This window comes from Vicinamibacterales bacterium (genome assembly GCA_035699745.1).
In the GTDB taxonomy this organism is placed as follows: domain Bacteria; phylum Acidobacteriota; class Vicinamibacteria; order Vicinamibacterales; family 2-12-FULL-66-21; genus JAICSD01.
On record DASSPH010000020.1, the window covers coordinates 1 to 25,858 of the forward strand.

Below are 25,858 nucleotides of genomic sequence, written 5' to 3' on the forward strand. Positions count from 1 at the left end.
CCGCCCAGGAGCTCGAGCAGCGCGTTTCGCAGATGCTGCAGCTCTACGCGCAGGAGACGCAGGCGCTCAGCCACTCGGTGCGGCTGCCGGCGCTGCTCGCGCCGGTGCGCGAGCGCCTTGCCCAGCACCTCAGAGAGGAAATGGTCCGAGTCGCGCGTACCCTCGCGCGCAACGTGGCGACGCCCAGGATGCGTGGCCGCCGCGCGCGCTCGAGCGTGCAGTGAACCTTCGCGCGCACGGTCTTTGCCGTTTGATCTGGGTCAAGCTTGGCACGCGAAAACAGGTAGAATTTGCGCCTGCAGCGACGGGGGGCGGGAAGGTTCCGCTGGTCGCCTGAACTATGCTAGCTGAGTACTATCCAATCCTGCTCTTCATCCTCGTCGGCTTGGCGGTCGGCGTGGGCCCCATGGTGCTCGGCAAGCTGCTCGGCCCGAGCCGGCCGGATCCGGAGAAGCTCTCGCCCTACGAGTGCGGCTTCGAGGCCTTCGAGGACGCGCGCATGAAGTTCGACGTGCGCTACTACCTCGTGGCCATCCTCTTCATCCTGTTCGACCTGGAGATCGCCTTCCTCTTCCCCTGGGCCACGGTGGTCAACGAGGTCGGCCTGTTCGGCTTCCTGTCGATGATGCTGTTCCTCGCCATCCTCGTGGTGGGCTTCGTGTACGAGTGGATGAAGGGAGCGCTGGAATGGGAGTAGCCCGTGGGCGTTGAAGGGCTGATGCAGCAGGGCTTCGTCACCACGAAGCTCGACACGGTCATCAACTGGACGCGCACCGGCTCGATGTGGCCGATGACCTTCGGCCTCGCCTGCTGCGCGATCGAGATGATGCATGCCGGCGCGGCGCGCTACGACCTCGACCGCTTCGGCATCGTGTTCCGGCCGAGCCCGCGCCAGTCCGACGTGATGATCATCGCCGGCACGCTGTGCAACAAGATGGCGCCGGCCCTGCGCAAGGTCTACGACCAGATGGCCGAGCCGCGCTGGGTGGTGTCGATGGGTTCCTGCGCCAACGGCGGGGGCTACTACCACTATTCGTATTCCGTGGTGCGCGGCGCCGACCGGATCGTGCCCGTCGACATCTACGTGCCGGGCTGCCCGCCCACCGCCGAGGCGCTGCTGTACGGCCTCGTGCAGCTGCAAAACAAGATCAAGCGCACCAGCACGATCGCTCGATGATGCCGAGCCCGACTGCAACGATCGCTCGATGACGCCCAGGCTGCAGAAGCTGTTCGACCTTCTCCAGCAGGCGGGCCTCGCGCCGCTCGAGCGCCTGGGCGAGGTGACCGTCGAGGTATCCGCCGCCCGGTACAAGGAGACCTGCCTCGGGCTGCGCGACAGCCCGGAGCTGCGCTTCGAGCAGGCGACCGACCTCTGCGGCGTCGACTACGCCGCCTACGCCGGGCGCCGCGTGCCGCAGGGCGGCCGCTATGCCGCCGTGGTGCACCTGCTGTCCTTCACGCACAACTGGCGGCTGCGGGTGCGCTGCCTGTGCCCGGACGACGAGTTCCCGATGCTGCCGTCGCTGGTCGAGGTGTGGCCGAGCCTCAACTGGTACGAGCGCGAGGCGTTCGACCTCTTCGGCATCATCTTCGACGGCCATCCCGACCTGCGCCGCATCCTCACCGACTACGGCTTCGTCGGCCACCCGTTCCGCAAGGACTTCCCGATCACCGGCTACGTCGAGATGCGCTACGACCCGGAGCAGCGGCGCGTGGTCTACCAGCCCGTGACCATCGATCCGCGCGAGGTGACGCCGCGCATCGTGCGCGAGGAGCACTACGGCGAGGGGGGCGCCTAGCGCGATGCCGGAGATCCGCAACTACACGCTCAACTTCGGGCCGCAGCACCCGGCGGCGCACGGGGTGCTGCGCCTGGTGCTCGAGCTCGACGGCGAGGTGATCCAGCGCGCCGACCCGCACATCGGGCTGCTGCACCGGGGCACGGAGAAGCTGGCGGAGCACCGCACCTTCCTGCAGACGCTGCCGTACATGGACCGCCTCGACTACGTGTCCATGATGTGCAACGAGCACGCCTACGTGCTGGCGGTGGAGAAGCTGCTCGGCATCGAGGTGCCGATCCGCGCGCAGTACATCCGCGTCATGTTCGACGAGATCACGCGCATCCTGAACCACCTGCTGTTCCTCGGCACGCAGGGCCTGGACCTGGGCGCGATGACGGTGTTCCTCTACTGCTTCCGCGAGCGCGAGGACCTGCTCGACTGCTACGAGGCGGTGTCCGGCGCGCGCATGCACGCGGCCTACTACCGGCCGGGCGGCGTGTACCGCGACCTGCCCGACAGCATGCCGCAGTACCAGGCGCAGTACTCGCGCAACTCGAGCCAGATGCGCGAGATGAACGCCAACCGCCAGGGCTCGCTGCTCGACTTCATCGAGGACTTCACCCGGCGCTTTCCCAAGTACGTCGACGACTACGAGACGCTGCTCACGGACAACCGCATCTGGAAGCAGCGCACCGTGGGCATCGGCGTGGTGGAGCCGGAGCGCGCCAAGGCGCTCGGCTTCGGCGGCGTCATGCTGCGCGGCTCGGGCATCGAGTGGGACCTGCGCAAGAAGCAGCCCTACGAGGTCTACGACCGGCTCGACTTCGACATCCCGGTCGGGCGCAACGGCGATACCTACGACCGCTACCTCGTGCGCATCGAGGAGATGCGCCAGTCCAACCGCATCATCAAGCAGTGCGTGGACTGGCTGCGCAACAACCCCGGTCCGGTGATCGTCGACAACCACAAGGTGGCGCCGCCATCGCGCGAGGAGATGAAGCGCGACATGGAGCAGCTCATCCACCACTTCAAGCTGTTCACCGAGGGCATGCACGTGCCCGAGGGCGAGGCCTACGCCGCCATCGAGCACCCGAAGGGCGAGTTCGGCGTCTACCTGGTCTCCGACGGCGCGAACAAGCCCTACCGCATGAAGCTGCGCTCGCCGGCCTACGTGCACCTGTCGGCCATGGGCGAGCTGGCGAAGGGGCACATGCTGGCCGACGCCGTGGCCATCATCGGCACCATCGACATCGTATTCGGCGATATCGACAGATGAGCGAGCGCGCGCGATGCTGACCCCCGAATCCCTGCAGAAGATCGACCGCGAGGTGGCGAAGTACCCGCCCGAATGGAAGCAGTCGGCGGTGATGATGGCGCTCGCCATCGCGCAGGACGAGAAGGGCTGGCTGTCGACGGAGACGATGGATTTCGTCGCGCAGTACCTCGGCATGCCGCCGGTGGCGGTGTACGAGGTCGCCACCTTCTACAACATGTACAACCGCGAGCCGACCGGCAAGTACAAGATCACGCTGTGCACCTGCCTGCCGTGCGGCCTGCAGGGCTCGCTCGCCACGGCGGACTACCTGCGCCAGAAGCTCGGCATCGACTTCAACGAGACCACCCCGGACGGGCACTTCACCCTCAAGGAAGGCGAGTGCATGGGCGCCTGCGCGATGGCGCCGGTGCTGCTCGTCAACAACAAGAAGATGCACGACTACATGAGCAACGAGAAGATCGACCAGCTCCTCAAGGACCTGAAATGAGCCTGCTCGACTACGGTCCGGACGCGATCCTCATGAAGGGGCTCGACGGGCGCAACTGGCGGCTCGCCGACTACGAGAAGCGCGACGGCTACGCGGCGCTGAGGAAGATCCTCGCCGAGAAGACCAAGCCCGAGGACGTGACCGCCGAGGTGAAGAAGTCGGCGCTGCGCGGCCGCGGCGGCGCCGGATTCCCCACCGGCCTGAAATGGTCGTTCATGCCGCGCCAGTTCCCGGGGCCGAAGTACGTCGTGTGCAACTCCGACGAGGGCGAGCCGGGCACGTGCAAGGACCGCGACCTGCTGCGCTACAACCCGCACTCGGTCATCGAGGGCATGATCATCGCCGGCTACGCCATGTCGGCGGGCGCGGGCTACAACTACATCCACGGCGAGATCTGGGAGATCTACGACCAGTACGAGGAAGCGCTGCGCGAGGCCTATGCCGCCGGCTACCTCGGCAGGAACATCCTGGGCTCGGATTTCTCGTTCGAGATGTACGCGCATCCGGGCTACGGCGCCTATATCTGCGGCGAGGAGACGGCGCTGCTCGAGTCGCTCGAGGGCAAGAAGGGCCAGCCGCGCTTCAAGCCGCCGTTCCCGGCGAGCTACGGGCTCTATGGCAAGCCGACGACCATCAACAACACCGAGACCTTCGCCTCCGTGCCGTGGATCATGCGCCACGGCGGCGACGCGTTCCTCGCGCTCGGCCGGCCGAACAACGGCGGCACCAAGCTCTTCTCCGTGACCGGCCACGTCAACCGGCCCGGCAACTACGAGGTCAGGCTGGGCACGCCGTTCGCGAAGCTGCTCGAGATGGCGGGCGGGGTGCGCGCCGGCCACAAGCTCAAGGCGGTGATCCCGGGCGGCTCGTCCATGCCGGTGCTGCCGGCGGACATCATGATGGCGACCGACATGGACTACGACGCGATCGCCAAGGCGGGCTCCATGCTCGGCTCCGGCGCGGTGATCGTGATGGACGACTCGACCTGCATGGTGCGGGCGCTCGAGCGCCTGTCGTACTTCTACTTCGAGGAATCGTGCGGGCAGTGCACGCCCTGCCGCGAGGGCACCGGCTGGCTCTACCGCGTGGTGAACCGCATCGAGACGGGCCGGGGGCGCATGGACGACCTCGCGCTGCTCGACAACGTGGCGGACAACATCGCCGGCCGCACCATCTGCGCGCTCGGCGACGCGGCGGCGCTGCCGGTGAAGAGCTTCCTCAAGCACTTCCGGCAGGAGTTCGTCCACCACATCGAGCACAAGCGCTGCCTGGTTCAGGGCGAGATCGAGCCGAGGTGGGGGCGCTCCGGCGCGCACCAGGAGACATCGATGAAGGCGGCGGCCTAGATGCTCAAGGTCCAGATCGACGGGGTCGAAGTCGAGGTGCCGCACGGCGCGACCATCATGGACGCGACCAACAAGGTCAAGACCTACGTCCCGCACTTCTGCTACCACAGCAAGCTGTCCATCGCCGCCAACTGCCGCATGTGCCTGGTCGAGGTGGAGAAGGCGCCCAAGCCGCTGCCGGCGTGCGCCACGCCGGTGACCGACGGCATGAAGGTCTGGACGCACTCGGAGAACGCCAAGAAGGCGCAGAACGGCGTGATGGAGTTCCTGCTCATCAACCACCCGCTCGACTGCCCGATCTGCGACCAGGGCGGCGAGTGCCAGCTGCAGGACCTCGCGGTCGGCTACGGCCACAGCAACTCGCGCTACCAGGAAGAGAAGCGCGTCGTGCTGCGCAAGGAGCTGGGGCCGCTGGTCGCGGCCGAGGAGATGAGCCGCTGCATCCAGTGCACGCGCTGCGTGCGCTTCGGACAGGAGATCGCCGGCATCATGGAGCTCGGCATGGCCGGCCGCGGCGAGCATTCGGAGATCGTCTCGTTCGTCGGCAAGGCGGTGGACTCGGAGCTCTCCGGCAACATGATCGACCTTTGCCCGGTGGGGGCGCTGACCTCCGAGCCGTTCCGCTACAAGGCGAGGACATGGGAATTGTCGCGGCGCAAGTCGGTGTCCCCGCACGACGCGCTGGGCTCCAACCTGCTCGTGCAGGTGAAGCAGAAGAAGGTGATGCGCGTGCTGCCGCTGGAGAACGAGGCCATCAACGAGTGCTGGCTCTCGGACAAGGACCGCTTCTCCTACGAGGGCCTCAATTCCGCCGACCGCCTGACGCAGCCGATGCTCAAGCGCAACGGCCGCTGGGAGGAGGTCGAGTGGCAGGTGGCGATGGACGAGGCGGTGTGGGGCCTCAAGGGCCGCGGCCTGGGCATCCTCGCCAGCCCGCATGCGACCCTGGAGGAGCTCTACCTCGCCGGCAAGCTCGCCGCGGCGAGCAGCGGCGCGGCGGACTTCCGGCTGCGCCATGCCGACTTCTCGGCCGACGGCAAGCGCGGCGGCGTGCCGTGGCTCGGCATGGGCATCGCCGACCTGGGCGGCCTGGACCGCGTGCTGGTCGCCGGCTCGTTCCTGCGCAAGGACCATCCGCTCATCGCCCAGCGCCTGCGCCAGGCGGCGAAGCGCGGCACCAAGATCTACGTCGTTCACTCGGCGGACGACGACTGGCTGATGCCGATCGCCGGCAAGAGGATCGTCGCGCCATCGGAGCTCGCCGCGACGCTCGCCGGTTGCGGGAAATGGCTGGAAGGGGCGAAGAACGCCGCCGTGCTGCTCGGCAACTTCGCCCAGCAGCATCCGCAGGCGGCGCAGATCCATGCGGCGGCCCAGGCGCTCGCGCAGGCGGCGGGCGCCAAGCTCGGCTTCCTCGGCGAAGCGGCCAATTCGGTGGGCGGCTACCTGGCCGGCCTGCCGGTCGGCGGCGGCCTCGCCGCCGCGCTCGCCAAGCCGGCGCTGGTGCTGCTCAACCTCGAGCCTGAGCTCGACTGCGCGGACCCGCGCGCCGCCATGGGCGCGATCCGCCAGGCCGAGTTCGTCATCGCCCTCAGCCCCTGGCGCGTCGGCCTCGACTACGCCAATCTCGTCCTGCCGATCGGCGCGTTCTCCGAGACCGCGGGCACCTTCGTCAATACCGAAGGCCGCGCGCAGGGCTTCCACGCCGTGGTGCCGCCGCCGGGCGAGGCCCGCCCCGGCTGGAAGGTGCTGCGCGTGCTCGGCAGCATGCTGGGCGCGCCCGGGTTCGAGCTCGACACGATCGAGCAGGTGCGCGCCGAGTGCCTGGACGGCAAGGACATCCGCTCGCTCCTCTCCAACCAGATCTCGGCCGGGGCCCAGCCGCCTGCGGCAGCGGGGCAGGGCATCCAGCGCGTCGCCGACGTGCCCATCTACTTCGCCGACCCGCTGGTGCGGCGCTCGGCGCCGCTGCAGGCGACCCGCGACGCCGCCCACCCCAGGGCATGGATGAACAGCAGGCTGATGTCGCGCCTCGGGCTCGGCAGCCAGGACCATGTCCTCGTGAAGCAGGGCGATGGCCAGGCGCGGCTCGCCGCCGCCCTCGACGAGCGGCTTCCCGACGACTGCGTGCGCATCGCCGCCGCCCATGCCTCCACCGCGGCGCTCGGGCCCATGTTCGGCACGGTGTCCCTCGAGAGGATCGCCGTGGGGAAGGCCGCCTAGATGAACTGGACGACCCGGCTCGAATGGCTCCAGACGCGGCCCGAGACATGGTTCGGCCCGACCTGGGGGCCGGCCGTGTACGAGACGGTGGTCAGCCTCGCCTTCATCGTGGCGATCGTCGCCCCCCTCATGATCGGCATCGCCTACCTCACCCTTTGGGAGCGCAAGCTGATCGGCTGGATGCAGATCCGCATCGGGCCCAATCGCGTCGGGCCGCTCGGCCTGCTGCAGCCGATCGCCGACGGCGTCAAGCTGCTGCTGAAGGAGAACCTGGTGCCGGAGAGCGCCGACCGGCCGGTCTATCACCTGGCGCCGGTCGTGTTCCTGATCCCGTGCCTGCTGATCTTCGCGACCATTCCGTTCGCGCCCGGGCTCGGCGTCGCCGATCTGAACACCGGCGTGCTCTTCTTCCTGGCGATCTCGTCGATGGAAATCGTCGGCCTGTTCATGGCCGGCTGGGGGTCGAACAACAAGTATGCGCTGCTGTCGGTGATGCGCGCGGTGAACCAGATCATCTCCTACGATCTGCCGTTCCTGTTCGCCGCGCTCGTGCCCGCCATGCTCGCCGGATCGCTGAAGATGACCGACATCGCCGCGGCGCAGTCGGGCCTGTGGTTCATCGCCTATCCGGTGTTCGGCCAGCTCGCGTTCTTCGCCTTCATCGTCGCCGCGGTCGCGGCGGAGAACCGCGCGCCGTTCGACATCCTCGAGGCGGAATCGGAGCTGGTCGCCGGGTTCCGCGTCGAGTATTCGGGGATGCAGTTCGCGTTGATCCAGCTCGCCGAGTACGCGCACGTGCTCGGCGCCTCGTTCCTCGGCGCGCTGTTGTTCCTCGGCGCCTGGGCCGGGCCCGGCCCGGCGTGGCTCGGGCCGCTGTGGTTCCTGATCAAGGCGCTCGGCGTCTTTCTGCTGCTGACGTGGATCCGCTGGAGCTTCGTCCGCATCCGCGCCGATCAGATCATGCGCCTGTCCTGGAAGCTGATGCTGCCGGCGACGCTCCTGCTGCTGCTCGCCACGGCCGTGTTCATCGTCCTGCGGGGGCCGCATGCATAACCAGCCCCGGACGCCGGCGCCGCGGAGCGCGCTCGCCGAAGCGGCGGCCATCGCCGGCGCGGTCGTGCGCGGCATGCGGATCACGCTCGTCAACCTGTTCCGCAAGCCGGTCACGGTGCACTACCCGACGGTGACCCGTCCGGCCACGGATCGGTTCCGCGGCCTGCTCGCGCTCACCTACGACAAGGAGACCGGCGAAGAGAACTGCATCGGCTGCCGCCTGTGCGAGTTCATCTGTCCGCCGGCCGTGATCAAGGTCGAGATGCTGAAGGGGGAGAAGCGCAACTACGCCAGGACCTTCACCCTCGAGCTCTACGCCTGCGAGTTCTGCGAGCTGTGCGTGCAGGTCTGCCCGACCGACGCGATCGTGATGATGAAGTCGTTCGATCTCTCGACCGCGGACCGCCGCGAGATGCTGCTCGACAAGGATCGGCTGCACGTGCTCGGCCTCCAGCACGTGCCCTCGTGGGCCACCGGCAACCGCCTGCGCGACATGCAACAGCCCCCGAAGAAGGAAGCTGGAAGCGCGAAACTGGAAGCTGAAAGCGGGAAGCCGGGAGCCGGAAGCGGGAAGCCGGAAGGCGGAAGCGGGGCGCCAGCGTGACGCTCGACGCGATGGCCTTCTGGGCGTGCGCCGCGGCGCTCGTCGGCTCGGCGCTCGCGGTCGTGCTCGGCAGGAATCTCTTTCATTCCGTCCTCTGGCTCGCGCTCGCGCTGGTCTCGACCGCGGCGATCTTCCTGACGCTCGACGCCGAGTTCCTCGCCGCCGTGCAGGTCCTCCTCTACGCCGGCGGCGTCGTCACCGTCGTCGTCTTTGCCATCGTCGTCACCGAACGGCTGGTCGGCGAGCGCCTGTCCCACGTCAGCCGGCGGGTCGCCACGGCGGGCGTGGCGTGCGCGGCGCTCCTCGCCGTGCTCGTCCGCGCGATCGACGCCGCCGATCTGCATCTGCCGAAGCCCGCGCTCGCGGGCGATTTCACCGAACAGGTCGGGCTGTCGCTGCTCACGCGATACGCGCTGCCGTTCGAGCTGCTGGCGGTGCTGCTGGTGGTCGGGCTGCTGGCGGCGAGCTATTTCGCGAGGCCGGAGGACTAGCGTGGGACTCTCCGCCTACCTGACGCTCGCCGCGACCGTGTTCTGCATCGGGCTCTTCGGGACGATGACCCGGCGCAACACCGTCGGCATCCTGCTCGGCATCGAGCTGATGCTGAACGCGGTGAACATCAACTTCGTCGCGTTCAGCCGGTTCCGCGGCATCGACACCGGCATGATCTTCACCCTGTTTGCGATCTGCATCACCGTCGCCGAGATCGCGCTCGGTCTGGCGATCGTCATTCTCCTGTTCCGCACCCGCCGCACGGCGAGCGCGGATCACATCGACTGGCTGAAGGGCTGACGGATGGCTGCCAGTCCGCTCACGTTCGCCCTGACCGCGCTCCTGCTGCCGGCGGCGTCGTTCCTCGTCATCGGGCTGCTGCCGCCGCTCCGCCGGTCGGGACGGCTGGCGGCGCTCCTGTCGATCGCCTGCGCGCTCGGCGCGCTCGCCGCGGCAGTGCTCGGGTGGACGGCGGTCGACGACATGTCGATCGCGCGGGTGCCCTGGCTGCCGGGGGTGCACGGGCCGCTCTCGACGGTCGGCGTGATGGTCGACCCGCAGTCGGCGACGATGCTCCTGCTGGTGACGCTGGTATCGCTGCTGGTCCAGATCTACTCGCTCGGGTATCTGAGCGACGAGCCGCGGCCGGCGCTCGGCCGCTACTACGCGTTCCAGTCGCTGTTCGCGTTCTCGATGATGGGCGTGGTGCTGGCGCCGAACCTGCTCCAGCTGTTCGTCTGCTGGGAGCTGGTCGGCGTCTGCTCGTACCTGCTGATCGGGTTCTGGTATCGCAAGCCGGAGGCGGCGCGGGCCGCGCTCAAGGCCTTCTGGATCACGAAGGCCGGCGACGTCGGGCTGCTCGTCGGCATCGTTCTCCTCTACGGCGCGACGGGCACTTTCGACCTGATGCAGCTGCGCTTCCTCGCCGACAACGGCCGCATCCCGCTCGCGGGACTCGGCGTGATCACCTTCTGCATCTATCTCGGGGCGATGGGGAAGTCGGCGCAGTTCCCGCTGCACGTCTGGCTGCCCGACGCGATGGAGGGGCCGACGCCCGTCTCCGCGCTCATCCACGCGGCCACGATGGTGACGGCCGGCGTGTACCTGCTGACGCGGCTCGACTGGCTGTTCGCGCTGACGCCGCAGGTGCTGTCGATCGTCGCGTGGAACGGCGCGCTGACCGCGCTGCTCGCCGCCATCCTGGCGTGCGTCCAGACCGACATCAAGCGGGTGCTGGCGTACTCGACAGTCTCGCAGCTCGGCTACATGATGGCCGCCATCGGCGCCGGGTTCGCCCCTGCCGGGTTCCTCCACCTGCTGACGCACGGCGTGTTCAAGGCGCTGCTGTTCCTCGGCGCGGGCGCGATCATCCACGCCGTCCACACCAACGAGATCACCGCGATGGGGGGGCTGGGGCGCCGCATGCCGCAGACGCTCGCGGTCTTCCTCGTCGGCACGCTGTCGCTCGCCGGCGTGCCGGTCTTCGCCGGCTTCGTCTCGAAGGAGGAAGTGCTCGCCGCGGTCTGGACGGGCGGCTTCCCGGTGCCGTTCGCGATGCTGCTGCTCGCGGCCTTTCTCACGGCGTTCTACATGTTCCGCGTGGTGTTCCTGGTGTTCTTCGCGACCGACCCTCGCCCCTCGCACCTCGATCCTCGACCCTCGCCCCTCGCACCTCGCCCGTCCGGCCACGCGCACGATCCGCACCCGGTAATGGCCCTGCCGCTCTGGATCCTGGCGATCGCCGCGCTCGCGATCGGCATCACATTCACCATCCGCCCGCCGCAGCCTGAACCCGAGTTCCACGCGCCGGCGTGGGCGGCGCCGGCGGCGATTGCGGTCGCGCTGGGAGGCATCGTGCTCGCGTGGCTGACGTATCAGCGGCGTGCGATCAGCGCCGATACGCTCGCAGCGGCGTTCGCGCCCATCCGCCGGGCGGCGCTCGCGAGATTCTGGCTGGACGATCTCTACGCGGCGATCTATCGCTCGATCCTGCTGGCGCTGTCGCGTCTCGTCGGCTGGATCGATCGCTATCTGGTCGACGGCGTGCTGAACGTGATCAGCGCGTGGACGCTCGACGGCGGCGACGCCCTGCGCCGGATGCAGACCGGCAAGGTGCAGGACTACGTGTTCGCGCTCGGCTTCGGACTGCTGGCGCTGATCGTGTGGATGGGGGTCAGCTGGTGACGGGGCTGCCGGTTCTGTCGATCATCACCTGGTCGCCGTTCGTGGCCGCGCTCGTCATCATGGCGGCGGCACGGCACCGCCCGCTGCTGGTGCGCTGGACCGCCGCGGTGGGGGCCGGGATTCCGCTGGCGCTGGCGGTGTGGCTGTGCGTCGCCTACGACCGGGGCGCGGCAGGCTTTCAGTTCGTCGAGCGGCTGCCGCTGGTCCCCTCGTTCGGCATCGCCTACGAGCTGGCGATCGACGGCATGGGGCTGGTGCTCGTCCTGCTCACCGCGATCATCCTGTTCGCGGGCGTGTTCGCGTCGTGGACCGTGAAGACGCGCGGGCAGGAGTTCTACGCGCTGCTGCTCCTGCTCGTCACCGGCGTCTTCGGCGTCTTCGTCTCCTTCGACCTGTTCGTCTTCTTCCTCTTCTACGAGATCGCCGTGCTGCCGATGTACCTGCTGATCGGCATCTGGGGATCGAGCGGGGAAGTGCGGCCGCAGGGGATCTTCGGCTGGGCGTTCAATCGCACCGGCGTGGGGACGAAGGAATACGCCGCGATGAAGCTCACGCTGTACCTGCTGCTCGGGTCGGCGTTCATCCTCGTCGGCATCCTGGCGCTCTACACCGCCGCGGGTTCGACCAGCTTCTCGTATTTCGCGCTGCAGCAGGCGCAGTTCTCGCCCCGCCTGCAGTGGTGGGTGTTCCTGGCGTTCTACATCGGCTTCGGCGTGCTCGCCGGCATCTGGCCGCTGCACACCTGGTCGCCCGACGGCCACGCGTCCGCCCCGACCGCCGTGTCGATGCTCCACGCCGGCGTGCTGATGAAGCTCGGCGCCTACGGCGTCGTCCGTCTCGGGCTCGATCTCGTGCCGCTGGGCGCGATCGAATGGGCGTGGCTGGTCGGCGCGATCGCCTGCATCAACATCGTCTACGGGGCGTTGAGCGCCATGGCGCAGACCGACCTGAAATACGTCGTCGCCTACTCGTCGGTCTCGCACATGGGCATCGTGATGCTCGGCATCGCGACGCTGACCGAGCAGGGGCTCAACGGCGCGGTGTTCCAGATGGTCGCGCACGGGATCATGACCGGGCTGTTCTTCGCGCTGGTCGGTCTCGTCTACGAGAAGGCGCACTCGCGCGCGATCTTCACCATGGGCGGGTTCGGGACGATGATGCCGGGCATCGCGACGGCGTTCGCCATCGGCGGATTCTCGTCGCTCGGCCTGCCGGCGACCGCCGGGTTCGTCGCCGAATTCCTCACGTTCGTCGGCGCCTGGGCCTCGGCCCACCAGTGGTGGCTGTTCCCGGCGGTGATCGGCGCGTTCCTCACCTCGATCTACGTCCTCCGCGTCGTCCGCGCCATCTTCTGGGGCCCGAAGAGCGCCGACCCGCACTTCCAGAACCTTCCCGATGCGCGGGGCACGGAGTGGGTCGCGCTGGTGTTCCTCGCCGGCGTGCTCGTGCTGTTCGGCGTCGTGCCCTGGATCATCGTGGCGCCGATCGACACGGCGACCGTGCCATTGCTGACGCGGCTGGGGATCGCCCCATGACTCTGAGCCTGGAACTGGCGCTCGGCGGACTGATTCTCCTGGTGTTCGGGCTGGGGCTGTTCCGCCCCGCGGTTCCCGATCGCCGCTGCGGGTGGACGTCGCTGATCGGCCTGATCGGGCTGTCGATCTGGGCGTGCCTCCTCCAGCCTGGGGGATCGCTGTTCGGCGGCACCTTCGTGCTCGATCCGCTGGCGCTGTTCGCCAAGCGATTGTTCCTCGTGTCGGGTGCGGTCAGCGTGCTCGCCACGCTCGGCGTGCCGGGGGAGCGTTTCACCCGGCGCGGATCGGAGTACCACGTCGCGCTGCTCACGTCGCTGCTGGGGATGCTCGTGCTCGCGTCCGCCCGCGAACTGGTCCTGCTGTTCGTGGCGTTCGAGCTGATGTCCATCCCGCTGTATTTCCTGACCGGCTTCCAGAAGCGCAGCGAGATCGCGCCCGAAGGCGCGCTGAAGTTCTTCCTCGTCGGCACCGTCTCGTCGGCGATCCTGCTCTACGGCTTCTCGTTCCTGTTCGGCGCAACCGGCACGACCGCCATCGGCGCCATCGCCGGTGCGCTGGCATCCGAAGACGTGCTGGCGACGCTCGGGCTCGTGCTCGTGCTGGCGGGCGTCGGGTTCAAGATCGCGGCCGTGCCCTTCCACATGTGGGTGCCCGACACGTACGAAGCGGCGGCGACGCCGTTCGTCGCCTGGCTGTCGGTGGCGCCGAAGGCCGCGGGCTTCATCGTCGTCTTCCGGTTGTACCTCGAGGGGGCCGGCAGCGCGGCATTCCTGTGGGTGCCGGTCGTGTCGGCAATGGCCGGCCTGACGATCGTCGCCGGCAACCTGATGGCGATCCCGCAGCAGAACGTCAAACGGCTGCTCGCGTATTCGGGCGTCGCGCACATCGGCTACATGCTGATGGGGATCGCGGCGATGTCCGACGACGGCGCCGGCATGGTGCTCTTCTACCTCGTCGCCTATCTGTTCGGGAACATGGGGGCGTTCCTGGTCGTGCAGGCGGTGGCGACGTCGGAAGGATCGGATCGGATGGAGGGCTATCGCGGCCTGGCGCAGCGCTCGCCGGTGCTCGCGCTGAGCATGCTGCTGTTCCTGCTGTCGCTCGGCGGCATCCCCTTCGTCGCGGGGTTCTGGGCCAAACTGTTCATCTTCCGCGCCGTCATCAACCAGCAGATGTACGTGCTCGCGCTGCTCGGCGCGGTGCTCACGATCGTCGCGCTGTATTACTACCTGGTGCTCGCCAGCCGGATGTACATCGACGCGCCGACGCGCGCCGATGCCGTCCGCCTCAGCGCCCCGCTTCTCGTCGCGATCCTGATCTGCGCGATCGGCACGGTGGTGATGGGCCTCTACCCGGAACCGTGGGTCAAGGCCGCCCTGGCCGCCACGTCCGGGTTGTTTTCCTGAGCGGGATTCAGCCTGAAGGCCCGCGCCGGCGGCAAAACCGCCGGCGCGGGTGTGACAATGTTCGTGGTTCGCGGCACGAACATCATCGACCTGAAAGAGTCGCGCGTCGGACGTCGCCCGTTGTGCACCGTCGTTGGGAGGAGTCGCGATGTGAGGCGTGCGACAGTCCGTCCGCGCTTGATCAATAGGACGCTGCCCGCCTGCGCCTGGACGCCGAAGTTCTGTGAAGAAATTGTGACGGCCGCCCCTCGCCCCTCGACCCTCGCCCTTCGCCCCTCTGACACCTCACGTGGACACGCTGTGTGCTCCTCAGAGGACGCACGGTGTCCCCGACGCGGCTCGACCGCAGGCACCGGGGTTGCTTGCAGCATCAATGCCTGCCATGCGGAGGATCCTGTGACTTCCAAGCGTCTCGTGATTTTCAGCTGTGCCTGCATCACGACGGCCGTCGTGATGACGATGCTGTGGCCAGCGGAGGCTGCTGCGCAGAGACGCGCCGTTCGCCGCGCCCCCGTGCGCACGAGCGTCTTCGTCGGCGTCGGCTTCTACCGGCCCTACTACTACTACCGGCCGTTCTTCTACACCCCGTTCTACAGCCCGTTCTACGATCCGTTCTACGCGGGCTGGTATGCGCCCTACTATGCGCAGTACCCGCGGTATCCCTACTACTACAGCCGCGCCTGGGCCAGCGCGCGGCTCGAGGTGAAGCCGCGCAGCGCGCAGGTCTACGTCGACGGCTACTATGTCGGCGTGGTCGATCAGTTCGACGGCGTGTTCCAGCGCCTCGACCTGCCGACCGGCGAGCACGAGATCTCCGTGTACCTGCCGGGGCACCGCACCTACACGCAGCGGACGCTCTTCCGGCCCGGCGCCACGTATCACTTCAAGGCGATTCTCGAGCCGCTGCCGGCCGGAACGCCGGAGGAACCGGTCCCGCAGCCCGCGCCCGGCGCGCCGCGCGGCGGCGACCCCTACGACCCGCAGGGCTACGGCGACCCGCGCGAGCGGCGCGACCCGCGCGACCCGCGCGACCCGCGAGGGCCGGAGCGGACGATGCCGCTGCCCGACCGTCCGGCCGAGCGACGCGGCGCCGACAGCCGCGACTTCGGCACGCTGACCCTGCGCGTGCAGCCGCTCGACGCGGTGGTGATCATCGATGGCGAGCGCTGGGACAGCCCTGAAGGAGGCAGCCGCCTGGTCGTGCAGTTGACCGGCGGGTCGCATCGCCTCGAGGTCCGCAAGGAAGGCTTCCGGACCTACACGTCGACCGTGCAGATCCGCTCCGGCGAGGCACAGTCGCTGAACATCAGCCTGACGCCCGGCGGGATGAATCCTTGATCCGTTATCGCTAATCCTGAATCCCGGATCGACGATCGCCGGAACCGGGCAGCAGGAACTCGAACACCGCGCCGCCTTCCGGCGCGTTGAACGCGCGGACGTCGCCGTCGTGGCGGTGGACGATCGCGCGAACGATCGAGAGTCCCAGGCCGCTGCCCGACGGGACGCGGGTGCCGGCGCGCGAAGTGTCGGCTTTGTAGAAGCGATCGAAGATGTGCGGCACGTGCTCGGGAGGGATCCCCGGACCGGAATCGGCAATGGTGATGCGGACGCGATCGCCGGCCGGCTCCGCCTTCAGCGCGATGGTGCCGCCGTCGGGCGTATGCCGCAGCGCGTTGGCGGCAACGTTCTGCAGCGCCTGCTCCAGCCGATCGGCGTCGCCGTAGATCAGCGGCGTGCCCTCGGCGACAGACGTCGTCAGCGTGATGGTGCGCTCCAGCAGCGCCGGACGATGGCGGTCCGTGACGCGGCGGAACAGATCCGCCGCCAGCACCGGCTCGCGATCGAGCGTGCCGCCGCCCCCTTCGAGGCGCGCCAGATCGAGCAGCTCGCCGATGATCGCTTCCAGCTTGTGCGTTTCCTGGTGTGCGATGTCGAGATATCTGGCTCGCGTCGCGGCGTCGATCGTCAGCTCGGGCATGCCGAGCGTCTCGACGTAGCCGCGGATCGCGGCGAGCGGCGTCATCAGCTCGTGCGACACGTCGGCGAGGAGCTGGCGGCGGGCGCGGTCCGAGTCGGCGAGGGCGGCGGCGCGCGCCTCGAGGTCCATCGCCATCCGGTTGAACGTCGCGGCGAGTCCGCTGACCTCGTCCCCCCCCGAGTCGTTGGCGCGGACGTCGGTGCGCCCTTCGCCGAGCGCGCGCGCCGCCTGCTCCAGATCGCGCAGCCGCTTGTGGCTCGGCCCGAAGATGAGCAGCGCCATCAGCGCCGCCCCGGCGCCCAGCAGCGCGACGCCGACCAGCGCCAGCGTCGGGGCGATCTCGCGCAGACCTTCCGACAGAGGCGGCGGCCCGCCCGGCACCGCCACCAGTCCGACGCGGCTGCCGGACACGGCGATCTCCGAGTACAGCGCGAACGACCGCCGTCCGCCGCCGCGCCCGGTGATGATGCGGCCGGCGGCGCCGCGGCCGTCTTCGCGGCGATCGTCCGGGCGGTCGTCGCTGTCGAACCGCCGATCGTCGAAACGCCGGTCGTCGACGCGCAGCTCGAGCCGGCGCCGCGCGTCGCGGCCGAGGGTCGGCGGCACCGGGGAGCGATTGGACAGCGTCCGCGGATCCCCGGACAGCACGACCACGAAGGGTTGGTACCCGGACCCGTATTCCCTGCGCAGGTGCGCGTCGACGTCGAAGGACGGGTTCTGCGCCAGCTTCGCCGAGAGGTCCCGCGCGACCAGGTCGGCGAGCTCCGCCGGCGTGCGCGCCTGGCCCCAGACGCGATCCATGAGCCAGACCGCGAGCGCCGTCTGCACCAGCAGCAGCACCGCGAGCAGCGCGATGTAGCCCAGCGCGATCCGCCAGTACAGGCTCCGATACCAGCGGCGTTCAGGCATCGGTGAACTTGTATCCCGTGCCCCACACGGTGGAGATGTAGCGCGGCGCCGCGGGATCGCTCTCGATCTTCTTGCGCAGGCGCTTGATCAGCGTGTCGACGCTGCGTTCGGTGATGTGGGTGTCGCTGCCCCACACGCGCTGGACCAGCGCGTCGCGCGAGAACACGATGCCGGGGTTGCTGGCGAGGACGTAGAGCAGATCGAACTCGTGCGCGGTCAGCTCCACGTCGCGGCCGTCGACCCGCGCGAGCCGCCGCGCCGGATCGACGTGCAGCCCCCCGGCGGTCACCGGCGCCTGATGGGCCGGTGCGCCGGCGGCGGCGCGCCGCCGGCGCAGCAGCGCGCGGACGCGGGCCATGAATTCGCGGATGCCGAACGGCTTGGTGAGGTAGTCGTCCGCGCCGCTCTCCAGGCCGTCGACCTTGTCGGACTCCTCGCGGCGCGCCGTCAGCATCAGGATCGGCACGTCCCGCAGCTGCGGCTCGCGGCGGATCGCGCGCGTCACCGTGATGCCGTCCAGCCCGGGCAGCATCACGTCGAGAATCATCAGGTCGAACGGTTCGCTCCGCGCCAGCCGCAGACCTTCGGTGCCGTCGCCTGCTGCCACCGCCTCCAACCCCTCGAGACGGAGGTGCAGCGCGACCAGATCGCGGATGTGCTGGTCGTCTTCGACGACGAGCACACGCGCCGGCGGTTTCTCGCTGGCGGGGTCCTGTCCCGACATTTCCTTCAGTCTAGCCAGTGTAGCGGCCGTCCCGCTTGCCCGGCGGGCGGTTTCCCGCTGCCACGGAAATGTCATGGCGCCGCCATCAGGGCGTCACCGTCCGGGTCGTATTCACGGTCATGAAGCGCACCACGCTCGCATCCGCCGGGCTCATCGTCGCCGCCACCGTCGGGTTTGGCGCCTACTATTCGATGCGCGCCGAACCGGCGCCGGCGCTCACCACCGCGGCGGTGACGCGCGGCGACATCGTCAATGTCGTGTCGGCGACCGGCACGCTGCAGGCGGTGACCACGGTGCAGGTGGGCAGCCAGATCTCCGGCACGGTCGAGTCGCTGCACGCCGACTACAACTCGATGGTCCGCAAAGGGCAGCTCCTCGCGCGGCTGGACTCGTCCACGTACGCCACCGCGCTCGAGCAGGCGCAGGCCGCGCTCCAGAGCGCCGAGGCCGAGGTCGAGCGGCTGCGGGTCGCGCGCGCCGCCGCCGATGCGGCGCTGGTTCGCGCCCGCGAGCTCACCGCCAGACAGCTCCTGCCCGCGGCGGACCTCCAGACCGCCGAAACCGACAGCAGGACCGCGGCGGCGCAGCTCGTTGGCGCCGAGGCGCGCGTCGCGCAGGCGCGGTCGGGCGTCCGGACCGCGCAGGTGAATCTCTCGAAGACCGTCATCACCTCGCCGATCGACGGCGTGGTGATCGCGCGCAACGTGGACGTGGGGCAGACCGTTGCCGCCAGCCTGTCGGCGCCGACGCTGTTCATCATCGCCGCCGACCTCACGCAGATGCAGCTCAATGCCAGCATCGACGAGTCGGATCTCGGCCAGGTCGCCGCGGGGCAGACGGTGACCTTCACGGTCGACGCCTATCCGTCGGACAGGTTCTCCGGCACGGTTTCGCAGGTCCGGTTGAACGCGACGTCGGTGAACAACGTGGTGACGTATGCGGCAATCGTCGATGCGCCCAATCCGGCGCTGAAGCTGAAGCCCGGAATGACCGCGACGCTGACCGTCGAGATCGCGCGGCGTGAGGGGGTGCTGCGCGTGCCGGCGGCGGCCCTGCGCTTCAAGCCGTCCGCCGAGGTGCTCGCGCGGCTCGAGAGCACGCCGGCGCAGCAGCCTCCGAAAGGGCCGACCCTGTGGATCCCGAGCGGCAAGGGGATCGCGCCGCTCCCGGTGAAGACCGGCGCGGCAGACGCCACCTACACGGAAGTGATCGGGAGCTCGCTGGTGGAAGGGGCAACGGTGGTGACGCGCGCGGCGGTACCCGGCGACGCCGCAGCCGCGGCGCGCCCGTCCTCGCCGAATGCCGGAAACCCGCTGCTTCCTGCCGGCCGCCCGAGATAGCGCACCAATTACCGATACGTGATCGGCGATCGCGGAGCGCGCTCGTTCCGTATCCTAGATGAGGATGCGGACGAGTCAGGCGCGGACCGTCGGCGTGGGTGCTGGTGTGCTGCTGCTCGCAGCGGGGATGGCGTGTTCGCAGCTGCCGAAAATCGGCGCCGGCGGGCTGCTTCATCCGGGACGGCGCGCCGCGATCGCGCCGGCGCCTGCCGGCTGTGAGCACGTGGAGCTCACGGGAGCCGGCGTGACGCTGCGCGGGTGGCGGTGCGGACCGCCGGCCGCCGCTGCCGGCACGATCGTCTACCTGCACGGCATTGCCGACAACCGCGGCAGCGCCGCCGGCGCGATCCAGCGGTTCACCGCGCGCGGGTTCCAGGTCATCGCCTACGACAGCCGCGCCCACGGCCAGTCCGGCGGAGACGCATGCACCTACGGCGTCTTCGAAAAGCGGGACCTGCAGAAGGTGCTCGACGCGATCGGCGTCCGCCGCGCCGCGCTCATCGGCACGTCGCTCGGCGCGGCCGTCGCGCTGCAGGCCGCGGCCGACGATCCCCGCATCGCTGCCGTGATCGCGGCTGAAACCTTCTCCGATCTGCGCACGGTCGCGACCGAGCGCGCGCCGTTCGTCTTCTCCCGCCGATCAATCGCGCGCGCGTTCGTGCTCGCGGAGCAGCAGGGCGGGTTCAGCGTCGACGCCGCATCCCCGGTCGCCGCCGCCCCGCGCATCAGAGTCCCCGTGCTCCTCATTCACGGCGCCGCGGATCGCGAGACGCCGCCGTCGCACTCCCAGCGTGTGTTCGACGCGCTCGCCGGCCCGAAGCGCCTGCTCCTCGTGCCCGGCGCCGGCCACAATCAGTCGCTGCGGCCGAACGTGTGGACCGAGATCGATCGCTGGCTGGACGCCCTCCCGCCCGGGACCCTCGGGCGGAACGCGGCTGGCGGCTAGCGGATGGCGGCTACCGCAGCAGAAACATCAGCCGTGGAAACGCGAACCTGCCGGCGGCGGCGTCGATGATGTTGATCTGGCAGGTGTAGAGTCCCGGCGGCAGCGAGCCGGCCGGGACTTCGAGCTTGAACACGGCGGCTTTGCGTGACGGATCATCGATCGCGGCGCGCTCGACCACCGGCGTCTCGAAGACCTTCACCTTGCCGCGGTAGAAGGCGAGGCTGGTGCGAAGGTCCGCCGTCGATTCGGCTGCGGCGGGGTCGTAGACCTCGTAGTAGAAGACCATCTTCTGATCCCTGCCGGCGACGTGCGTCAGGTTCGGGATCAGTTGCTCGCCGTTGCGCACGAGCGGGTTGTTGCCGCTCTCCCTGGCGGGCTGCACCTGGGTGCTCAGGATGACCGAGCTGACCTTCAGCGGCGCCTGCTTCAGCTCGGGCACCACGACGGGGGCTTCGAACGAGCCCATGAGACCGCTGGTGTTCTCGCGGACGACGACCTTGATCGAGAAGCGCCCGGGCGGCAGCGTGACCGCCGACTGATACAGCACCTGCTTCGACGTGAGCGTGCCGACCGATCCCGGCGGCAGCTTCATCGTCTGGCGGATGCGGCCGACCGGGCGCCCCTGCTCGTCCTGCACGACGCCGAGCACGTCGAGCGCGATCTTGTCCCGGTCCTTCTCGGCGGGAACGGGGATCGCGGAGCCGGGCACCGCCATCGAGATCGGCACGTAATAGCGATCCGCCGCCAGCCGGAAGAAGCCGGCGTTCACCAGGACGGGAAGGTCCGTCGCCGAGACGGCGGAGAACAGCATCTCCTGCAGCTGCGTCTCGCGGTCGGTGTTGGCGGTGTGCGCGAAGTCGCGATCGGCGTAATACCCCTGCCGCGCCTCGACCCGCGCGCCGGCGATCGATGTCTTCAGGCGCACGCGGATGCGGCGGAAGCGGCCGTCCCTGGTGGTGTTGCTGCTGTTGTAGCCGAGGAGATAGTACGCCGACATGTCGCGCTGGACTCGCGCGAACGCTTCGCCGAAGTCGTTCGAGTCCATGAACGCCTTCCCGCCGGTGTCGGCGGCGAGCGAGCCGAGCGTGTCCTGCGACGCGGAGAGGCGCGCGAACTGCTGCGACACGCCGCGGCCGGAGAAGAGCGCGGTGCCGCGGCCGCTGGCCTGGCGCGCGTCGCCGCCGGGGACCACCGCCTGCAGCCCGCGCGTATCGACCGGGTAGATCGCGACGTGGGCGCGCACCGCGGCATTGATCGCAGCGCGGAGCTCCACCTGGTTGTCTTCGCCGCTCCGCTCCATGCCGGCGCTGAAATAGAGGATCGACTTCTTCTGTTCGAGCGGCGCGAGCGTCTCGGCCAGCGCCTTCAGCGCGCGGAGACGGACATCGTTGTTGAACATGTCCATCGCCACGGTGTCGTCCGACGTGGTGGACTCGTCCGCCGCGGTCTGTTCGTCGGTGGCGACGGTGTCGGCGGCCGGCGGCGGCGTGGCCGTCCCTTCGGTGTAGCCGAGCCGCGCCAGCGCCGCGCCGACCTTCGCGCGATCGCCCGTGAAGTCGCTCAGCACGTCGAGCATCGAGCTCACCGTCGCCACCGCGACCATGTCGGCGGGGCTCATCGACTCGTTGACGTACTTCGTCGCGGAATCGACGGCGCGCTGCACGTCTTCCGGCTGCATCGAGCTGATGTCGAAGAGGAGCACGATCAGCCGCCGGCCGGCGAGATCCTCAGAGGCCAGCGGTTTCGCGGTGCCGGCCTCTGCCGCCGCAGCCGCCGAGGGTTGGGCGCGGCGCGTCTCCTCGGCGAGCCTCGCTTCCGCTCCGGCGAGCAGGTCCACCGCCGCCGCGCTCGCCGGCTTGTCGGTAATCTCCTCGAACGTGAAGCTGCTGATCGTCTGCGGCTTGCCGTCCTCGAGCACCTCGAAGTCCGCCGCGGTGAGGTCGCGGACGACGCCGCCGGATCCGTTGCGGACGATGACGTCCACGGACACGACCTGCGTGTTGCCGCGGAAGACCGGGGGCTTTTGCTGGCCGCGGCTCTGAGGTGTGAAACCGTGCGTGACAGGCGCCGCCAGCAGCGACGCCGCGGCGACTCCAGACAGCAGCAGGCGTCTCGATCGCATGGTCAGAACCGGAAGCGGAGATTGAGCTGCGCCGAGCGCATCGGCCCCACGGCGAGCACCTGGCCGAACGTCGGCGAGTTCACGGTGGTGTCGACCCGCGTGTAGTTGACGCCGTTCAGCAGGTTGTTGGCGTTGAACTGCACCGTCAGTCCGCGAGTGCGGCCGAACTGCAGGTCGCGCGAGAACTGCGCGTTGAGCAGCCGGCTGCCGGGGCCGATGATGACGTTCCGGCCCGCGCTGCCGAAGGTCCCCGGCAGCGGCACCGCGAACGCCTCGGTGTTGAAGAAGCGGTCGATCGTCGGGCCGGCGATCTGAATCGGCCCGCCGAGATAGTCGGCGCGCAGCGTGCCATTGGTGCCGCGCGCCGCGTCGGCCGCCGCCGCCTGCAGGCGGGGCGTGAGCGGCGTGCCCGACTGCCAGACGACGTTCGCCGAACCGCGCCAGCGTCCGAAGATCGCGGCGAGGCGGCCGCCGTTGTTCAGCCAGCGCTTGTTGGGCCCGAACGGCAGCTCGAACGACAGATTGCCGGAGAGCTGGTGCCGGCGGTCGAAGCTGGAGAGCGCCCACTCGGCCGCGAGATTCTGGTCGTTCTGCGCCACCACCGTGCCGCCGCCGATGTTCGAGGCGTCGTCTTTCGACCTGGCGAGCGTGTAGGCGATCGATCCGCCGAGTCCCTTCACCATCCGCCGCTGCAGGCGGAACGTGGCGGCGTTCAGCACGGAGGATCCTTCGGAGGTCTGCCAGAGGAATGGCTGCACCCCTTCGATGCGCAGGCCGTCCGGCCCGCGGTTGGGGGCGCGAATCACGTCGAGACTCGCGCCGGTGGTGCGGGTGTAGCCGGCGCCGGCGTTCCAGTTCTGCGTCAGGTCGCGCGAGAAATCCGCGTTCCACGTCTGCACCCGTCCCAGGGCGTAGTTGGCGTCGACGCCGTAGGTGTTGGCGACGCCGGTCACCGCGTTGAGGAACGCGTTGGTGAGCGCGAGCGGCACGACCGCGTCGCCGATCACCGTGTCGCTCGTCGAGAACGGCGGCTGCACCGCGAGCTGGCGCGCGATGTTCGCGTAGGACCCCGAGTTGAAGCTGATGCCGTAGCCGCCGCGGAGGATGGTGCCCGGTGCGATGCGCCACGCCGCGCCGACCCTCGGCGCGACGTTGTTGGTGTCGGCGTTCAGCAGTCCCGACGGGAACGTGCCGTGGAACGGTCCGCTGTCCCCCGGCAACACCGGCGCCGCCGCGGTGAAGTCCGGCGGGACGTCCAGGTTCACCATGTGGCCGCTGCGCTCGACGAAGGGCCAGATCAATTCATAACGGACGCCGAGATTGAACGTGAGCGTGCCGCTCTTCCGCCAGTCGTCCTGGAAGAACAGGCTCATCGACTTGCCCGTCATCCGGATGTTGCCGGGGCCGTACTGCACCGAGCCCTGCTGCGGCAGGCCGAGCAGGAAGTCCGCGAAGTCGAGGCCGCCGCTGCGCACGACAGGCGATCCGCCCGCCGCGTACAGCCCGGTGAAGACGAAGGCGCCGTTCGCGTTCGCATCCGACTGGCTGGCGGTGCGATCGAAACGATAGTCGCCGCCGAACCGCAGCTGGTGCGTCTTCCAGGGCTGCGTCCAGTTGTACGAGAGGGCGACGCGGCGATCGCTGCGCCTCGAGGGGGTGACGTCGCGCACGCTCGAGATGCTCGCGAACGACAGCGACGGAATCCCCCAGTTGAACGGGTCCGTCGAGATGCCGCCGATGCCGATGTCGCCGGCGACGTTCTCGACGCCCGCATAGTTGTTCGAGGTGTTGGAGGAGGTCGACGAGAAGTTGACGCTGATCGCGTGCAGCGTCCGTCCGTGCCGGACGTTCAGCGACACCGGGACCGCGACGTTGGTGCCGGCGTTCTCGCCGCCGAGCGCCGGCAGCACGTTGCGCTGATCGTTCCGGTTGCGGCGGTACTGCAGCTGCGCGGTCAGGTTCACCGAGGTGCCTTGCGCGGCGCCGCGTCCGCCGCGGCCGCCGGCCGGCCGCTGGCCGCCCGCCGCGAATCCGCCGCGTCCGCCCCCGCCGCGTCCGCCTGCCGGCGCCGGCGTGAAATTGTGCGTGACGCGGACGCTGACGTTGTCGCCCGAGGACTGCGACGTCCCGATGTTGTGGAAGTTGCGCGTCGGCCCGGAGAGGTTCGGCAGCGGGATGAAGCGCAGCAGGGCAACCGCGGCCGGATCCATGCGCTCGATCGGAATCACGTTGCCGGGGAACGGCTGTCCCGTGCGGGGATCGATGACGGGCGCCGCGCTCGCCGAGAAGTCGCCGGTGCGCATCGCCGGCGACGGCACGGTCGCGTACTGATCGAAGAGGTTGCTGCCGCGGTTGCCGTTGTAGGTGAGCGTGAAGTTCGTGCGCCGCGTGCCGTCGTAGATCCCCGGGAGTTTCACCGGCCCGCCCAGCGTGCCCCCGAACGACTGGCGGGTGTAGGGACGTTCCTGGACCGCGGATCCGGAGCGCAGCTGATACGGCGCGGCGTCGAGCGCGGATCCGCCGAAGGTGTAATTCGTGGTCCCGTTGTAGCGCTGCTGCTGGCCGCCGCGGCCGCCGATGACGAATCCGCCCGGGCCGCCAGGCCCGCCCGGTCCCCCGCGTCCCTCGCCTCCGCGTCCGCCGGGCCCGGGCCCGCCCGGACCGCCGAACCCGCCGCGTCCCCCGGGACCGCCGCGTCCGCCCTGTTCCCCCGCGAAGCCGGCGGCGAACTCTCCCGTCGCCGGATCGAACACGCCGCGGCCGATGGCGTCGAATCGATCGTTGAGCAGGCCGCGATCGAGGCTGGCGTTGCCGCCGGTGATCGCGATCGCATCGGACGGCGCGTCGGTGGAGAAGCCCGCCGGCAGCAACAGCCGGGCGGCCGCTTCCTCCGCCTCGCGATCCGCGGCCGGCGCCTGCGCGGCGGTGTCTGCCTGCTGGACCGGCACCACGCTGGTCGGCGCGGCTCCGCGCTGCGGGGCCCGGGCCGCCTGCGGTGCCGGCGCCTGCCGCGGCGGCAGCACGAGCGAGACGTCGACGGTCTGCGCGCACCCGGAGCCGGCAGCGCCCGGGTCAGCGACGACGAGCGGGCGCTGCACCCGGGTGAATCCGGCCAGCTCCGCCGTCAGCGTGTACTCGCCCGGGGCGAGCGCGACGGAATACGCGCCATCGGTTTCGGTCGAGGTCGCGGCGCGGACCACATCGCCAATCTTCAGCGTGATCGCCACGCCGGGCAGGGGCGTCGCGCCGCTCGTGGCGCGTCCCGAGATCCGGCATCCGCCGCCGGCGGACGTCTGGCGCGCGTCGAGCGGATTCATCAGCGCCAGCGCGGCAAGCAGTCCGGCGGCAAGTCCGGCCGCGCGCCGCGAAACAGGGGTGGTTTCCATCGGTTGGTCGGGAATACGCCTCCTGGCCGCAATTGGTTTAGGATGCAGCCCCTGCCACAATCTTTT

22 protein-coding genes are annotated in these 25,858 nt (G+C 69.5%); 18 read left to right on the plus strand and 4 right to left on the minus strand.

Features of this window, described 5'->3' with window-relative positions:
• The 16 genes from VFK57_03685 to VFK57_03760 form a co-directional block, all read left to right on the plus strand.
• On the plus strand, positions 1-224 hold a 224-nt coding region (locus VFK57_03685; GenBank protein ID HET7694783.1), incomplete at its 5' end, for a hypothetical protein.
• 116 nt (positions 225-340) lie between these two features.
• Positions 341-697: an NADH-quinone oxidoreductase subunit A gene (locus VFK57_03690; GenBank protein HET7694784.1), complete on the plus strand. Its 357-nt coding sequence runs from the start codon at positions 341-343 to the stop codon at positions 695-697.
• Between the two features lie 21 nt (positions 698-718).
• Complete coding sequence (locus VFK57_03695; protein ID HET7694785.1) at positions 719-1,177, plus strand: NADH-quinone oxidoreductase subunit B family protein; 459 nt, start codon at positions 719-721, stop codon at positions 1,175-1,177.
• A 28-nt stretch (positions 1,178-1,205) separates the two neighbouring features.
• On the plus strand, positions 1,206-1,799 hold the full coding sequence (locus VFK57_03700; GenBank protein ID HET7694786.1) for an NADH-quinone oxidoreductase subunit C: 594 nt from the start codon (positions 1,206-1,208) through the stop codon (positions 1,797-1,799).
• 4 nt (positions 1,800-1,803) lie between these two features.
• A complete protein-coding gene (locus VFK57_03705; protein ID HET7694787.1) occupies positions 1,804-3,057 on the plus strand; it encodes an NADH-quinone oxidoreductase subunit D in 1,254 nt (417 codons plus the stop codon).
• 13 nt (positions 3,058-3,070) lie between these two features.
• Positions 3,071-3,544, plus strand: coding sequence for an NADH-quinone oxidoreductase subunit NuoE (gene nuoE, locus VFK57_03710; GenBank protein HET7694788.1), 474 nt, complete (start codon positions 3,071-3,073; stop codon positions 3,542-3,544).
• A complete protein-coding gene (gene nuoF / locus VFK57_03715) occupies positions 3,541-4,890 on the plus strand; it encodes an NADH-quinone oxidoreductase subunit NuoF (GenBank protein ID HET7694789.1) in 1,350 nt (449 codons plus the stop codon). Before nuoE ends, nuoF begins: the two co-directional genes overlap by 4 nt.
• Positions 4,891-7,113: an NADH-quinone oxidoreductase subunit NuoG gene (nuoG, locus tag VFK57_03720; protein HET7694790.1), complete on the plus strand. Its 2,223-nt coding sequence runs from the start codon at positions 4,891-4,893 to the stop codon at positions 7,111-7,113. It abuts the gene before it with no gap.
• Positions 7,114-8,166: an NADH-quinone oxidoreductase subunit NuoH gene (gene nuoH, locus VFK57_03725; protein ID HET7694791.1), complete on the plus strand. Its 1,053-nt coding sequence runs from the start codon at positions 7,114-7,116 to the stop codon at positions 8,164-8,166.
• A complete protein-coding gene (locus VFK57_03730; GenBank protein HET7694792.1) occupies positions 8,159-8,770 on the plus strand; it encodes an NADH-quinone oxidoreductase subunit I in 612 nt (203 codons plus the stop codon). The genes nuoH and VFK57_03730 overlap by 8 nt, the downstream gene beginning before the upstream one ends.
• Entirely contained in the window at positions 8,767-9,261 is a 495-nt protein-coding gene (locus VFK57_03735; GenBank protein HET7694793.1) for an NADH-quinone oxidoreductase subunit J, read from the plus strand. Before VFK57_03730 ends, VFK57_03735 begins: the two co-directional genes overlap by 4 nt.
• A gap of 1 nt (position 9,262) precedes the next feature.
• Complete coding sequence (gene nuoK / locus VFK57_03740; GenBank protein ID HET7694794.1) at positions 9,263-9,562, plus strand: NADH-quinone oxidoreductase subunit NuoK; 300 nt, start codon at positions 9,263-9,265, stop codon at positions 9,560-9,562.
• A 3-nt stretch (positions 9,563-9,565) separates the two neighbouring features.
• Entirely contained in the window at positions 9,566-11,446 is a 1,881-nt protein-coding gene (nuoL, locus tag VFK57_03745; GenBank protein ID HET7694795.1) for an NADH-quinone oxidoreductase subunit L, read from the plus strand.
• Complete coding sequence (locus VFK57_03750) at positions 11,425-12,981, plus strand: NADH-quinone oxidoreductase subunit M (protein ID HET7694796.1); 1,557 nt, start codon at positions 11,425-11,427, stop codon at positions 12,979-12,981. Before nuoL ends, VFK57_03750 begins: the two co-directional genes overlap by 22 nt.
• Positions 12,978-14,387, plus strand: a complete 1,410-nt coding sequence (locus VFK57_03755) for an NADH-quinone oxidoreductase subunit N (GenBank protein HET7694797.1) — start codon at positions 12,978-12,980, stop codon at positions 14,385-14,387. Before VFK57_03750 ends, VFK57_03755 begins: the two co-directional genes overlap by 4 nt.
• Positions 14,388-14,783: 396 nt before the next feature.
• Positions 14,784-15,725, plus strand: coding sequence for a PEGA domain-containing protein (locus tag VFK57_03760; protein HET7694798.1), 942 nt, complete (start codon positions 14,784-14,786; stop codon positions 15,723-15,725).
• Between the two features lie 10 nt (positions 15,726-15,735).
• On the opposite strand, the gene VFK57_03765 is transcribed toward VFK57_03760, so the two are convergent.
• Both VFK57_03765 and VFK57_03770 read right to left on the minus strand, forming a co-directional pair.
• Positions 15,736-17,274 carry a HAMP domain-containing sensor histidine kinase gene (locus VFK57_03765; protein HET7694799.1) on the minus strand — a complete coding sequence of 513 codons (1,539 nt, stop codon included), beginning with the start codon at positions 17,272-17,274 and terminating at the stop codon, positions 15,736-15,738.
• On the minus strand, positions 17,267-17,998 hold the full coding sequence (locus tag VFK57_03770; protein ID HET7694800.1) for a response regulator transcription factor: 732 nt from the start codon (positions 17,996-17,998) through the stop codon (positions 17,267-17,269). Before VFK57_03770 ends, VFK57_03765 begins: the two co-directional genes overlap by 8 nt.
• A 119-nt stretch (positions 17,999-18,117) precedes the next feature.
• Between VFK57_03770 and VFK57_03775 the strand changes: the two genes are divergently transcribed.
• Together VFK57_03775 and VFK57_03780 are read left to right on the plus strand one after the other, a co-directional pair.
• Positions 18,118-19,338: an efflux RND transporter periplasmic adaptor subunit gene (locus tag VFK57_03775; GenBank protein HET7694801.1), complete on the plus strand. Its 1,221-nt coding sequence runs from the start codon at positions 18,118-18,120 to the stop codon at positions 19,336-19,338.
• 64 nt (positions 19,339-19,402) lie between these two features.
• A complete protein-coding gene (locus VFK57_03780) occupies positions 19,403-20,284 on the plus strand; it encodes an alpha/beta fold hydrolase (protein ID HET7694802.1) in 882 nt (293 codons plus the stop codon).
• A 10-nt stretch (positions 20,285-20,294) separates the two neighbouring features.
• Here VFK57_03780 and VFK57_03785 read toward each other — a convergent pair whose 3' ends face one another.
• Both VFK57_03785 and VFK57_03790 read right to left on the minus strand, forming a co-directional pair.
• Positions 20,295-22,406 (minus strand): VWA domain-containing protein, encoded by a 2,112-nt coding sequence (locus VFK57_03785; protein HET7694803.1) that lies wholly within the window; start codon positions 22,404-22,406, stop codon positions 20,295-20,297.
• 2 nt (positions 22,407-22,408) lie between these two features.
• Positions 22,409-25,792, minus strand: a complete 3,384-nt coding sequence (locus VFK57_03790) for a TonB-dependent receptor (GenBank protein HET7694804.1) — start codon at positions 25,790-25,792, stop codon at positions 22,409-22,411.
• Positions 25,793-25,858: the final 66 nt, after the last annotated feature.

Bases quoted from the DNA above. Each gene is read 5' to 3' on its own strand.
- VFK57_03700 (HET7694786.1), top strand. From the start codon at position 1,206: ATGACGCCCAGGCTGCAGAAGCTGTTCGACCTTCTCCAGCAGGCGGGC.
- VFK57_03765 (HET7694799.1), bottom strand. From the start codon at position 17,274: ATGCCTGAACGCCGCTGGTATCGGAGCCTGTACTGGCGGATCGCGCTG.
- VFK57_03775 (HET7694801.1), top strand. From the start codon at position 18,118: ATGAAGCGCACCACGCTCGCATCCGCCGGGCTCATCGTCGCCGCCACC.
- VFK57_03730 (HET7694792.1), top strand. From the start codon at position 8,159: ATGCATAACCAGCCCCGGACGCCGGCGCCGCGGAGCGCGCTCGCCGAA.
- VFK57_03695 (HET7694785.1), top strand. From the start codon at position 719: ATGCAGCAGGGCTTCGTCACCACGAAGCTCGACACGGTCATCAACTGG.
- nuoL (HET7694795.1), top strand. From the start codon at position 9,566: ATGGCTGCCAGTCCGCTCACGTTCGCCCTGACCGCGCTCCTGCTGCCG.
- VFK57_03770 (HET7694800.1), bottom strand. From the start codon at position 17,998: ATGTCGGGACAGGACCCCGCCAGCGAGAAACCGCCGGCGCGTGTGCTC.
- nuoG (HET7694790.1), top strand. From the start codon at position 4,891: ATGCTCAAGGTCCAGATCGACGGGGTCGAAGTCGAGGTGCCGCACGGC.
- nuoF (HET7694789.1), top strand. From the start codon at position 3,541: ATGAGCCTGCTCGACTACGGTCCGGACGCGATCCTCATGAAGGGGCTC.
- VFK57_03785 (HET7694803.1), bottom strand. From the start codon at position 22,406: ATGCGATCGAGACGCCTGCTGCTGTCTGGAGTCGCCGCGGCGTCGCTG.
- VFK57_03755 (HET7694797.1), top strand. From the start codon at position 12,978: ATGACTCTGAGCCTGGAACTGGCGCTCGGCGGACTGATTCTCCTGGTG.
- VFK57_03705 (HET7694787.1), top strand. From the start codon at position 1,804: ATGCCGGAGATCCGCAACTACACGCTCAACTTCGGGCCGCAGCACCCG.
- VFK57_03690 (HET7694784.1), top strand. From the start codon at position 341: ATGCTAGCTGAGTACTATCCAATCCTGCTCTTCATCCTCGTCGGCTTG.
- VFK57_03790 (HET7694804.1), bottom strand. From the start codon at position 25,792: ATGGAAACCACCCCTGTTTCGCGGCGCGCGGCCGGACTTGCCGCCGGA.
- nuoE (HET7694788.1), top strand. From the start codon at position 3,071: ATGCTGACCCCCGAATCCCTGCAGAAGATCGACCGCGAGGTGGCGAAG.
- VFK57_03780 (HET7694802.1), top strand. From the start codon at position 19,403: ATGCGGACGAGTCAGGCGCGGACCGTCGGCGTGGGTGCTGGTGTGCTG.
- nuoH (HET7694791.1), top strand. From the start codon at position 7,114: ATGAACTGGACGACCCGGCTCGAATGGCTCCAGACGCGGCCCGAGACA.